The 11,434-nt window shown below is 68.8% G+C and carries 12 protein-coding genes and 1 pseudogene; 11 read left to right on the top strand and 2 right to left on the bottom strand.

The annotated features are described in order from the left end of the window. Positions 1–27: 27 nt before the first annotated feature. A complete protein-coding gene (locus tag VFF46_RS37160; protein ID WP_414673135.1) occupies positions 28–123 on the top strand; it encodes a hypothetical protein in 96 nt (31 codons plus the stop codon). Between the two features lie 4 nt (positions 124–127). Beyond that, positions 128–1,249, top strand: coding sequence for an alkaline phosphatase family protein (locus VFF46_RS37155; RefSeq protein WP_325041958.1), 1,122 nt, complete (start codon positions 128–130; stop codon positions 1,247–1,249). Here the strand turns inward: VFF46_RS37155 and VFF46_RS37150 are convergent. After that, on the bottom strand, positions 1,246–2,889 hold the full coding sequence (locus VFF46_RS37150) for a S8 family peptidase (RefSeq protein ID WP_325041957.1): 1,644 nt from the start codon (positions 2,887–2,889) through the stop codon (positions 1,246–1,248). The two genes, VFF46_RS37155 and VFF46_RS37150, sit on opposite strands and share 4 nt — an antisense overlap. A 97-nt stretch (positions 2,890–2,986) precedes the next feature. On the opposite strand from VFF46_RS37150, the gene VFF46_RS37145 reads away from it, so the two are divergent. The 4 genes from VFF46_RS37145 to VFF46_RS37130 all read left to right on the top strand — a co-directional run bounded on the left by VFF46_RS37145 (position 2,987) and on the right by VFF46_RS37130 (position 6,355). Continuing rightward, entirely contained in the window at positions 2,987–3,640 is a 654-nt protein-coding gene (locus VFF46_RS37145; protein ID WP_325041956.1) for a thymidine kinase, read from the top strand. Further along, entirely contained in the window at positions 3,637–4,461 is an 825-nt protein-coding gene (locus VFF46_RS37140) for a sulfurtransferase (protein ID WP_325041955.1), read from the top strand. The genes VFF46_RS37145 and VFF46_RS37140 overlap by 4 nt, the downstream gene beginning before the upstream one ends. Positions 4,462–4,467: 6 nt before the next feature. Further along, positions 4,468–5,034, top strand: a complete 567-nt coding sequence (locus VFF46_RS37135) for a YbhB/YbcL family Raf kinase inhibitor-like protein (RefSeq protein ID WP_325041954.1) — start codon at positions 4,468–4,470, stop codon at positions 5,032–5,034. Positions 5,035–5,299: 265 nt separating this feature from the next. Beyond that, the gene (locus VFF46_RS37130) at positions 5,300–6,355 is read left to right on the top strand and encodes a DUF4185 domain-containing protein (RefSeq protein WP_325041953.1); all 1,056 of its coding nucleotides are present in this window, start codon (positions 5,300–5,302) and stop codon (positions 6,353–6,355) included. Here the strand turns inward: VFF46_RS37130 and VFF46_RS37125 are convergent. Beyond that, positions 6,352–6,828 carry an N-acetyltransferase gene (locus tag VFF46_RS37125; RefSeq protein ID WP_325041952.1) on the bottom strand — a complete coding sequence of 159 codons (477 nt, stop codon included), beginning with the start codon at positions 6,826–6,828 and terminating at the stop codon, positions 6,352–6,354. The genes VFF46_RS37130 and VFF46_RS37125 overlap by 4 nt on opposite strands. A 181-nt stretch (positions 6,829–7,009) precedes the next feature. Between VFF46_RS37125 and VFF46_RS37120 the strand changes: the two genes are divergently transcribed. The 5 genes and pseudogenes from VFF46_RS37120 to VFF46_RS37100 all read left to right on the top strand — a co-directional run. Next, positions 7,010–8,398: an ABC transporter substrate-binding protein gene (locus VFF46_RS37120; protein ID WP_325041951.1), complete on the top strand. Its 1,389-nt coding sequence runs from the start codon at positions 7,010–7,012 to the stop codon at positions 8,396–8,398. A gap of 56 nt (positions 8,399–8,454) precedes the next feature. After that, the gene (locus VFF46_RS37115) at positions 8,455–9,330 is read left to right on the top strand and encodes a sugar ABC transporter permease (RefSeq protein WP_325041950.1); all 876 of its coding nucleotides are present in this window, start codon (positions 8,455–8,457) and stop codon (positions 9,328–9,330) included. Further along, positions 9,327–10,208, top strand: a complete 882-nt coding sequence (locus VFF46_RS37110) for a carbohydrate ABC transporter permease (protein ID WP_325041949.1) — start codon at positions 9,327–9,329, stop codon at positions 10,206–10,208. The genes VFF46_RS37115 and VFF46_RS37110 overlap by 4 nt, the downstream gene beginning before the upstream one ends. Next, positions 10,205–11,080, top strand: coding sequence for an NAD(P)-dependent oxidoreductase (locus VFF46_RS37105; RefSeq protein ID WP_325041948.1), 876 nt, complete (start codon positions 10,205–10,207; stop codon positions 11,078–11,080). Before VFF46_RS37110 ends, VFF46_RS37105 begins: the two co-directional genes overlap by 4 nt. 1 nt (position 11,081) lies before the next feature. Continuing rightward, positions 11,082–11,434, top strand: a pseudogene (locus VFF46_RS37100) (starvation-sensing protein RspA); the annotation flags it as partial.

The following is an 11,434-nucleotide window of genomic DNA, read 5'->3' as shown; positions in this document are numbered from 1 at the left end:
TACACCGGCTCGGTCGCGGCCGACGACATCTCGCTGCGGATCTCCGCCGCGGCGGACGGCCCGGCGGGGATCCAGCAGGTGCTCGAGTTCGCGAAGGCGCTCTCGTTCGCCACCAGCAGGTAGTGCCGTGATCGCCCCGGTTTCCCCGCAGTACGGCGGGGGTGCCCTCGCCGACGTGCTGCCGTCGGTGGCCGGTGCGCTGTCGGTGCCGGGGGAGACCAACGTCCTCGGGCTACCACCCGCGGCGCGGTACGCCGTACTGCTCTTCGACGGCCTCGGGTGGAACCTGCTGCAGCGGTACGCCGACGCCGCGCCGTACCTGTCCTCGCTGGCCGGGCGGAGCCTGACCGCGGGCGTCCCGTCGACGACCGCGGTGAGCCTGACCAGCCTCGGTACCGGCCTGCCGCCGGGCGCGCACGGGATCGTCGGCTACACGTCGATCGTCCCGGAGAGCGGCGCGTTGCTGAACGCGTTGCAGTGGGACGCTCCGGTGGATCCGCGGCGCTGGCAACCGCACGGGACCGTGTTCGACCGGGTGACGGCCGCGGGCATCGCTACCCGCAACGTGAGCAAGGTGCGCTTCGAGAAGTCGGGACTGACCGCGGCCGCGTTCCGGGGGAGCATGCACCGCGGCGCCGACACGATCGAGGATCGGCTGGACGCGACGCGGTTCGCGAGCCGTGAAGGCCGATCGTCGTTGGTGTACGTGTACGACTCGCAGCTCGACTACATCGGTCACCAGCAGGGCTGCGACTCCTGGCAGTGGCAGAAGGAGCTCACCGCGGCGGATACGTTCGCCCAGCAGGTACGGTCCGCGCTGCCGCGGGACGCCGTACTGATCGTCGTCGCCGACCACGGCATGATCGACGTCGCGCCCGAGCACCGCGTCGACCTGGACGCGGACCCCGCGCTGACCGAGGGCGTCAGCCTGGTCGGCGGCGAATCCCGTTTTCGGCACCTGTACTGCGTTCCCGGTGCGGAGGCCGACGTACTGGCGACGTACCGCGCGCGGCTCGGGGACAAGGCGCTGGTGCTGACCCGCGCGGAGGCGATCGCGCGCGGCTGGTTCGGTCCGACCGTCGAGGACCGGGTGTCACCGCGGCTCGGCGACGTGATCGTCGCGACTCTCGGCCCGGTCGCTCTGGTCGCGAGCCGTCGCCACGCGCAGGAAGCCGCGCTGATCGGCCTGCACGGATCCCTCACGCCCGACGAGATGGAGATCCCGCTGCTGATCGACGCCGGGTACTAGAAACTCCAGACGTCCCAGAAGAAGCTCGTCATCGCGGTCTTCGCCTCGCCGTCGCGCGCGGTGACCGTCACCTTGTAGCGGCCGGAGCCCGGCGTGAGCACGCCGACGATCCACCCGCTGGTCTTGTCGATGCTCAGCCCAGGCGGCAGGCCGACGGCGGTGTAGGTGATCTCACCGGTGCCGCCGGTGCCCTTCAGCTGCAGTGGGAACGCCGGGATCCCGCCGACGCCGAGCTGCTCGGACGGCTGCGCGACCGCGACCGCGCCCCGGGGGTGCGCGGCCGCGGCACCGACCGCCTCGGCCGCGTCCACCAAACCCTCGCCGTAGAACGAGTTGTCGGCGGCCGACCCCGTGCATTGACCCGCGGAGCCCGCCGGGCACGCGAGGTCGTCGGCCTGCTGCGCGAGCTCGGCCCGGACCTGAGCCGGCGTGAGTTTCGGGTTCACACTGCGAAGCAGCGCCGCGACACCCGCGACGTGCGGCGACGCCATCGACGTACCCTCGAGGATCTTGTAGCCACCACCCGGCACGGTCGAGTAGACGGCCTGGCCGGGCGCCGCGAGGTTGATCTTGTTCACGCCGAAGTTCGAGAACGGGGACTTCAGGTTGGTCGGGTCGACCGACGCGACCACCACGACGTTCGGCAGCTCGGTCGGCAGGCTGATGCAGTCGTTGGTGACCGGCCGGTCGGTCACGGTCGAGTCGTCCGGGCTGGAGCTGTCGTCGGTCTTGTTCGCCAGGTCGTAGTTCTCGTTGCCGGCCGCAGCCACGTTCACGACGCCCTTGGAGTCCGAGTAGGCGACCGCCCGCCGTACCGCCTCGGCGATCGCGTCCTGGTCCTTGTCGCTCGGGCAGTTGAACAGCCACGGGTCGACGTAGTAGCTGTTGTTCGTCACCGAAACGCCCTTGTCGGCGGCGTACATGAACGCGCACACCGTGTTCTCCGGGAAGAACAACTGGCTGCCCGGCTCGGCGATCCGGATCGACGACACCCGGACACCCGGCGCGACACCGATCATCCCGATGCCGTTCTTCGCGGCCGCGATCGTGCCCGCGACATGCGTGCCGTGCTCACCGACCGGCCGCCAGGCGCCGGGACGCGCGTCGACCTTGCCGTACGCGCAGGACGCCGACCTGCTCGCGTCGAAGTTCGCCTTCAGATCCGGGTGCTGGTCGTCCACGCCGGTGTCCAGTACGCCGACCGTGACGTTCTTCGAGCCCGGGTTCTTCGTCCAGGCACGGTCCGCGCCGATCTGCGCCATGTCCGCGCGGTCCGTCTCCGGCTGCGTGGTCGCGACCTCCGGCACCTGCTGCGGGATCGCCGGGTTGCCGACCTCGGCCGGCAGGTCCGTGGTCCGGGTCGCGCCGGCCTTCTGGACGCCGTCGACGCCGCGCAGCTTGTCCGCGAAATCGGTCGCGGTCGCATGCGCGACGATCACCCCGATCGCGTCGTACGTCGCATACACCGTGCCGCCGTTCTGGGTGATCGCGCCGGTGACCTTGGCGGTCTGGTTCGGCGCGGTGATCACGAAGTACGCCCGCAGCCCGGCCTCGGAGCGGACCGGCGCGGCCGCGGCCGGCCGGACGGCGGAGACGGCCAGCAGGCAGGCCGCGAGGACGAGAAGCAGGGGTTTGCGCACGATTCATTCAAACGGACCCAGGGCCCAGATCCCAACCCACCCCTCCGACACACCCCGGAGTGCGCGCCGGTCCGCTGACTTGGCAGGATGTTCGCCCGTGGCTGAGCTCCTGTACTTCACCGGCACCATGGACTGCGGCAAGTCGACACTCGCGCTGCAGATGGACCACAACCACAAGGCGCGCGGCCGGCTCGGGCGGATCTTCACCAGCCACGACCGGGCCGGGGAGTCGGTGCTCTCGTCGCGGCTCGGGCTGTCCGCGGACGCCGTCGAGGTCCGGGAGGAGTTCGACTTCTGGGACTACGTGGTCGGCGAGCTCACGCACGGCGGGCGGATCGACTACGTGGTCTGCGACGAGGCGCAGTTCTACAGCGCGCTGCAGATCGAGCAGCTCGCGCGGCTGGTCGACGAGTTGCAGGTCGACGTGTTCTGCTTCGGGATCCTGACCGACTTCCAGGCCCGGCTGTTCCCCGGGTCGGCGCGGCTGGTGGAGCTCGCGGACCGGATGGAGCTGCTGCAGGTCGAGGCGTTGTGCTGGTGCGGCGAACGGGCCACGCACAACGCCCGTACGATCGGTGGGGAGATGGTGACCGAAGGCCGTCAGATGGTGGTGGGTGACATGGCGACGCACGACGACGAGGTGTCGTACGAGGTCCTCTGCCGCCGGCACTTCCGTCGCCGACTCACCCAGGCGCGCGCCCGCGCGACGCTGTCACCCGAGGTCCTGCCGTTCGGAGGAGCCGCATCGTGAGTCCGCTGATCACCGTCGAGGAACTGCGCGCGCTGGACACCGCTCCGGTGCTCGCCGACGTCACCTGGAACCTCGCCGGTCCGCCCGGCAAGGAGGCGTACGACGCCGGTCACCTGCCCGGCGCGTACTTCGTCGACCTCGACACCGAACTCGCCGGCCCACCCGGGCCGGGCCGCCACCCGTTGCCTGACGCAACCACCGTGACAGCCACCTTCCGGCGCCTCGGCATCGCGTCCGCCGACACTCCGGTCGTCGTGTACGACGCCGCCACCTCGATGTCCGCCGCCCGAGCCTGGTGGACCTTCCGCTACTTCGGCCTCACCAACGTGCGGGTCCTCGACGGCGGCCTGGCTGCTTGGCAGTCCGCCGGGGGAGAGCTGACAACCGAGGTCCCGCCGGCCGGCGAGGTTTCCGGCGGTTTTGTCGCTACTCCTGGGCATTTGCCGGTGCTGGATGCGCAGGGGGCTGCGGCGGTGGCTGCTGGCGGGATCTTGCTGGATGCGCGGGCTCCGGAGCGGTTTGCCGGGGAGGTGGAGCCGATGGACCCGGTGGCGGGGCATATTCCGGGGGCGGTGAATGCGCCGACCGGGGCGAATGTGACCGAGAGCGGGCATTTTCGGTCGGCCGGTGAGTTGCGAGATCGGTTTGCGGGGTTGGGTGTGACGGACGGGGCCGAGGTCGGGGTGTACTGCGGTTCCGGTGTGACGGCGGCGCATGAGGCGCTCGCGTTGGAGACGGCCGGGATCCCGGCGACGGTGTACGTCGGCAGCTGGTCCGAGTGGGTGACCGACCCGAGCCGGCCGGTTGCCACCGGGAGGTAGCCGGCGATGGTGGCCAACCCGCTCGGTGTACTGCTGCGTGGCCGACGGGCTGGGCACGACACGCTCGTGTGGGCGTGCCCGGAGCTCCAGGCGCCGGAGACCTTCGCGCTCACCAGCCCGGCCTTCGAGCACGGTACGCCGATCCCGCCGGCGCACCGCGGTCACCTGTTCGGCGCGAACGTGTCGCCCGCCCTCACCTGGACCGAGCCGCCCCACGGCACGGTCGAGCTGGCGCTGATCGTGCAGGACCCCGACGTACCGCGGAGCACTCCCGCCACGCATGTCCTCACCGTCGGCATCGACCCCGCGGCCGGTGCCCTCCCGGCCAACGCGCTCGCCGACCCCAGCCCGGTCCCGAACCTTCGCCACGGCCGCGGCCCGCTCGGTCGCCGCGGCTGGATCGGTCCGATGCCGATCCGCTCCCACGGACCGCACGCGTACGTCTTCCAGCTGTACGCCCTGGACCGGTCCCCGGACCTCCCACCCGGCTTCACCCTCGACCAGCTCCGCACCGCGATCACCGGCCACCTCCTCGCCCGCACCCGCCTCGACGGCACCTACGAGATCCCCTGACCCTCAATCCGTACAGGGGTTGGGTGAGGCGTTCGAGCGGTTGCGATCCGCGGCTCGACAGGTAGTGCACCTGCGAGACGCCGTACGCACGGCCGCGTTCACGCTCACGCGCACCACCGGGCTGCCGACACCACCTGTCCAGCGGCACGGCCCCACTTTCGGGGGATGTGGGTTGAGGGTTGACTTCCACGGCAAGCGTGCGGGATGGTGTGGCAGAAATCGATTTCCCATCAGTCCGCCCCCTTGATGCCGGGAGTCACCACAGATGATGAAGCGATCCACGTTCCTCAAGGCCGCGGTCGGTGCCGGTGTACTCGCTGCCGTGCCGGGCCGCTCGTTCGGCAGCACCCAGGCGGTGCTGACCAACAAGGTGGCCGACCTGACCGGGCCGGGGTTGACCGACCGGTTCCGGATGGCCGCGACCGACCTCGGGATCCCGGCGCGGACGCCGGACGGGCGGTTGCTGTTCATGTTCGGCGACACGTTCGAACAGCCCATGGTCGGCGGGGGCTGGTGGCGTTCGCCGGTCGCGCTCTGGTCGACGACCTCCGACCTGGCCGGCGGCGTGACGTGGTCCGGCGCGGTCGGCGGTGACGCGGCCCAGCAGCTCTGGGACTACCCGCACGACAACCCGACGTTCTCGACCGTCCTGCCGTCCGACGTGATCACGATCGGCGGCTCGATGTACCTGCACGCGATGGTGAACAAGGGCCTCGGGAACGTCGTGTGGACGGAGATCTGGCGGTCCGACGACTCCGGCGCCAGCTGGTACCACACCGGCGCGAAGTTCGACCCGAACATCGACGGCGGGATGTTCCAGCTGCTCACCTGGGGCCTCGGGAACGACGGGTACGTGTACGTCTACTCGACCGGCTTCCAGCGCAACAAGCCGATCATCCTGAAGCGTGTCCGCCAGGAGCAGATCGCGAACCCGGCGGCGTACGAGCCCTGGGGATACCTGAACGGCGCCTGGGCGTGGGGGAATCCCGCGACGCCGATCCTGTCCGGGAGCTTCGGCGAGATGAGCCTCCGGCCGCTCGGCGGGAAGTGGGTGCTGACCTGGTTCAACGCCGGCGACTACCGGATCGACGGGATGATCATGGACACGCCGACGTCGAACCTGTACACGGCGTACCGGCAGACCCTGATCTACGGCGGCGCCTGGGGCTCCGAGGACGACAACCACGTGGCACAGCTGTACGGCGGGTACGTGATCCCGGGCTCGACCTTGTCGGACATGCACCTGTCGGTCAGCCAGTGGAACACCGACGCCGGCTGGCCGTACCGCGTGATGCAGTTCCGGGTCCGCGGCTTCGGTTAAAGGTCCAGGACCATCGTGTCGGACGTCCCGACGACGCCGACCTTGTGGAAGCCGAGTGATTCGTAGAGGGTCCGCGCGGGGTTGTCCGGGTCGACGCTGAGCGAGAGCTGCCGGTACGACGCCGCGCGGGCCCGCGCGATCACCTCGGTCAGTACGCCGCGCGCTACCCCGCGCCGCCGGAACCCGGGCGCCACGCCGAGGGTCAGCTCGGGTACGTCGTCCGCGACGTACCCGTACCCCGGCGCGTCCGCCGTGAGCAGCCGTGCCCAGGTGGCACCGGCGGGGGAGCCGTCGAGCTCGGCAACCACCCCGAAGTCGCCCTCCTGCGGGAACCCGCCGAGGTAACCCCACGCCCGCGGGTCCGCGCGCACTTTCGCCTCGTCGTACCAGGGAGTCCCGTCCCAGTTGCACGCCTCGAGCAACATCTCCAGCAGGAACGGGAAGTCGGCAGCAGTCGCCGGTCGCAGGTGCATGCCGCCATCCTGACGCCTCGCGGCCGGCGACCTCCACCCGTTTACGACGTTGCGAAAGCGTTACCGCAACCAGGTGCATCCAGGTCTTGAGTTAGTAACACGCTTGGTTTAACTTACTCGGGACCTGGCCGGTGTGTGGCTCAGAGCACACCGGCGGCATCCGGAAACCTGAGGAGTTCCGATGACGTTTGCGAGCAGGTGGGGCCGGTTTGGGACTGCCCTCGGAGTGGCTGGGCTGTTGCTGGCCGCGGGGTGTGCGAAGGGCACCACCCCGGGCGCGTCCGGTGGCGGCGGTGCCGTCGACGAGAAGGCGGCGGTCACGATCACGGTCGGGGACCGGCCCACCCCGGACAAGCCGAACGACCTGAAGGCCTTCAACCAGAAGGTCAAGGACTTCATGGCGAAGTACCCGAACATCACGGTGAAGTCGACCGAGACCAGCTGGCAGGCGCAGACCTTCCAGGCGCAGGTCGCCGGCGGCACGCTGCCGACGGTGATGAGCATCAGCTTCACCGAGCCGGCCAACATGATCCCGAACAAGCAGTTGCCGGACATCACCGACGAGCTGAAGACGGTCGACCTCACCAAGGACCTGAACCCGAACGTCCTGAAGATCGTCCAGGACGCCAACGGCCGGATCTACGGCGTACCGACCGACGTGTTCTCGGTCGGCCTGGCCTACAACCGGAAGCTGTTCACGCAGGCCGGCCTGGACCCGGACAAGCCGCCGACGACCTGGGACGAGGTCCGGCAGTACGCGAAGCAGATCGCGGACAAGACCGGTAAGGCCGGGTACGCGCAGCTCACCACCAACAACACCGGTGGCTGGATGCTGACCACGATGACGTACAGCATGGGCGGCACCGTCGAGAGCGCGGACGGCAAGAAGAGCACGTTCAACGACGCGCCGACCAAGAAGGCGCTGCAGCTGCTCAAGGACATGCGCTGGACCGACAACTCGATGGGCAGCCGGTTCCTCTACAACCAGGAGGAGGTCCGTCAGGACTTCGCGGCCGGAAAGATCGGCATGGTCCTGCAGGCGCCCGACGCGTACGACATGAGCGTCAAGCAGTTCGGCATGAAGCCCGCCGACTTCGGTGAGGCCGCGCTGCCCCAGGACGGCGGCCCGCACGGCACGCTGACCGGCGGTTCGCTGAAGATGATCAGCCCGAAGGCGACCAAGAACGAGATCGTCGCGGCGCTGAAGTGGATCAAGTTCGACCAGTTCGACAAGTACACGAACCAGGCCGCCGCGGTGGCGGACGCGAAGAGCACGATCGCGGACAAGGGCTTCGTCGGACGGCCCGGTATCACCCCGCTGAGCGAGTCGACGTACGCGCAGTACAACAAGTGGCGTGAGCCGTACGTGAACGTGCCGATCAAGCAGTTCCAGAGCTACATCGACTCGACCAACACGCTGAAGCTGCTGCCGGAGCCGTCGAACAAGGGCCAGGAGGTCTACTCGCTGCTCGACCCGGTCGTCCAGCAGGTGCTGACGAAGAAGGATGTGGACATCGACAAGCTGGTCAGCGATGCCGCCTCGAAGATCGACGCGCGTCTGGCCCGGTAACCCCGATGTTCCAGCTACGCACGCCCAAGCAGAGCCGGAGCAGTGCCAGGTCGGTGATGACCTGGTACCGCTCCGGCGGGCTGAGCGCGATCTTCTTCGCGCTGCCCCTGGTCCTGATCTTCCTCTACTTCTCCTGGGGACCGATCGTCCGCGGCCTGGTCCTCAGCTTCCAGAAGAACAACCTGGTCCAACCGGCAGAATGGGTCGGCTGGTCGAACTTCAGCTACGTGCTGACCGACCCGCAGCTCCCGCAGGCGGCACTGAACACGCTGTACTTCGCGGCGCTGGCACTGATCTTCGGGTTCCCCGTGCCGCTGTTCCTGGCCGTGTTCGTCAGCGAGCTGCGCAAGACCGGCTGGCTGTACAACGTGCTCTCGTACCTGCCGGCCGTCGTACCGCCGGTGGCCGCGATCCTGTTGTGGACGTTCTTCTACGACCCGAGTGGCGCGGGCGTCTTCAACGCGATCCTCGGCTGGTTCGGGATCGGGCCGTTCGCCTGGCTGAACTCGCCGACGCTGGCGATGCCGGCGATCGTGCTGGAGGCGACCTGGGCCGGTGCCGGCGCGACCTCGATCATCTACCTGGCGGCGCTGACCGGCGTTCGCACGGACCTCTACGAGGCCGCCGAGCTGGACGGCGCCGGGATCTGGAGCCGGGTCTGGCACGTCACGCTGCCGCAGATCCGCGGAATCATCCTGATCATGATGCTGCTGCAGCTGATCGGGACGTTCCAGGTGTTCACCGAGCCGTTCCTGTTCACCGGCGGCGGCCCGAACAACGCGACCACGACGGTGCTGCTGCTGATCTACCACTACGCGTTCATCAACGGTGACTTCGGCGCCGCGACCGCGCTCAGTGTGCTGCTCGCGCTGGTGCTGTGCGTGCTGTCGGCCGTCTACCAACTCGTCACTCGCCGCTGGAGTACCTCATGAGCTACGAGCGCGGAATCATCTCGACCGCCGACCGGCAGCGTGGTCTGGTCCGGTACGGCCTGCCGGTGATCCAGGTGCTGATCTTCATCGCGGTCGCGATCGCCGGCGTCGGCCCACTGCTGTGGCTGCTGAAGTCCGGCGTGTCGACCAGCCAGGACATCCTCAGCGGCCCGATGCAGCTCTGGCCGTCCGGGATCCAGCTGAAGAACATCCCGGACGCCTGGAACCGGGTGCAGATCGGCGCCTACCTGGGCAACACCGCGTTCATCGCGATCGGCTCGATGATCTCGACGTTGTTCGTCTGTACGACGGGTGCGTTCGTGCTCAGCGTCCTGCGCCCGAAGTGGGGCCCGATCATCACCGGTGCGGTGCTGGCGACGTTGTTCCTGCCCGGAGTGATCTCGCTGGTCCCGCTGTACATGACCGTGCTCGACATGCCGCTGCTGCACATCAGCCTGCAGAACACGTTCTGGGCGGTCTGGCTGCCGTCAGCGGCCGGCGCCTTCAACGTACTGGTGATGAAGCGGTACTTCGACGCGATCCCGCGGGAGCTGATCGAGGCGGCCCGGATCGACGGGGCGAGCAACCTGAGGGTGTTCACCGCGCTGATCCTGCCGCTGTCGAAGCCGATCGTCGGCGTCGTCGCGCTGCTCACCGTGATCGGTTCGTGGAAGGATTACCTCTGGCCACTGCTGGTCCTGCCGGACCCGACCCTGCAGCCGATCTCGGTCGCGCTGCCACGTGTGCAGAAGACCACAGAGATCTCGCTGCAGATGAGCGCGCTGTTCCTCGCGGTTCTGATACCTGTGGTGCTGTTCTTGTTGTTCCAGAAGCAGTTCTTGCGAGGCGTCGGAATGTCCGGAGGCATCAAAGAGTGAGTGAACTGAACGGCCGGCGGGTGCTGGTCACGGGGGCTGCCGGCCGGATCGGCCTGGTCACGGTCGAGCACCTGAACGCCCTGGGCGCGAAGGTGACGGCACTGTCGAACGTCCCGCACCCGGACCTCAAGGCGGACCGGGTGCTGATCGGTGACACTCGGTCAGAGGCGGACGTGGCCCAAGCGCTGGAGGGTGTGGAGTACGTCGTACACCTTGCGGCGCTCGCGCATCCGTCCGCCGGCACGCCGTACGACGTGTACACGATCAACGTGGTGTCGACCTTCAACGTGCTCGCGCAGGCGGGTGCGCTGGGGATCGACCGGGCGGTGATCGCGAGCAGTATCAACGCCACCGGTGTACCGTTCAACCCCCACGAGATCCGCCCGGCGTACTTCCCGTGGGACGAGAAGGCGCCGAGCGACGTCGGCGACTGGTACTCGCTGTCGAAGCAGAACGACGAGAACACCGCGCGGATGGCGTGGCGCCGCTGGGGGATCGACGTGGTCGCCTTCCGGTTCCCGCACGTGAACTCGGCCGAGGCCCTGGAGCGGATGGCCGGACACGTCCGGGAGAACCCGGTCAGCGGGCTGCGCGAGGCGTGGACGTACCTGGACACCCGGGACGCGGCGTACGTCGTGGAGCTCGGGCTGACCGCGCCGCTGACCGGCGCGCACACGTTCTTCGTTGCCGCGGGCACCAGCAGCGCGCCGTACGCGACCGAGGACCTGCTGGACGCGTACGCACCCGAGGTGCCGCGGCTGCGGCGGTTCGTCGGGCGTGAGGTACCGATGGACCTGACCGCAGTACGGACGATGCTGGGCTTCCAGGCCCGGCACGAACTCGAACTACCCACCCTTCCTCTGGAGCCCTGATATGCCCTCGAACTTCGACCAGCCGTGGCCGGTCCGCGACGACCTCCGGATCCGCGAGGTGAAGGCGATCGTCACGGCGCCGCAAGGCATCCCGCTGGTGGTCGTGAAGATCGAAACCACCGAGCCGGGCCTGTACGGTCTCGGCTGCGCCACGTTCACGCAGCGCTGGAAGGCGGTGCAGACGTTCGTCGACGAGCACCTCGCCCGGTTGCTGGTCGGCCGCTACCCGGGCGACATCGGCGACCTGACCAGGCTCGCGTCGTACTCCGGGTACTGGCGCGGCGGACCCGTGACCAACAACGCGATCTCCGGGATCGACCAGGCGCTGTGGGACATCGCCGGCAAGCGCGCCGG

The sequence above is a fragment of the Kribbella sp. genome, assembly GCF_035655035.1.
Taxonomy (GTDB): Bacteria; Actinomycetota; Actinomycetes; order Propionibacteriales; family Kribbellaceae; genus Kribbella.
This window is presented reverse-complemented; position numbering and strand designations above follow the sequence as displayed.

What these genes read in the sequence shown, in the direction of transcription:
- VFF46_RS37120 (WP_325041951.1), top strand. Translation starts at nt 7,010, where the DNA reads ATGACGTTTGCGAGCAGGTGGGGCCGGTTTGGGACTGCCCTCGGAGTG.
- VFF46_RS37130 (WP_325041953.1), top strand. Translation starts at nt 5,300, where the DNA reads ATGATGAAGCGATCCACGTTCCTCAAGGCCGCGGTCGGTGCCGGTGTA.
- VFF46_RS37125 (WP_325041952.1), bottom strand. Translation starts at nt 6,828, where the DNA reads ATGCACCTGCGACCGGCGACTGCTGCCGACTTCCCGTTCCTGCTGGAG.
- VFF46_RS37135 (WP_325041954.1), top strand. Translation starts at nt 4,468, where the DNA reads ATGGTGGCCAACCCGCTCGGTGTACTGCTGCGTGGCCGACGGGCTGGG.
- VFF46_RS37110 (WP_325041949.1), top strand. Translation starts at nt 9,327, where the DNA reads ATGAGCTACGAGCGCGGAATCATCTCGACCGCCGACCGGCAGCGTGGT.
- VFF46_RS37115 (WP_325041950.1), top strand. Translation starts at nt 8,455, where the DNA reads ATGACCTGGTACCGCTCCGGCGGGCTGAGCGCGATCTTCTTCGCGCTG.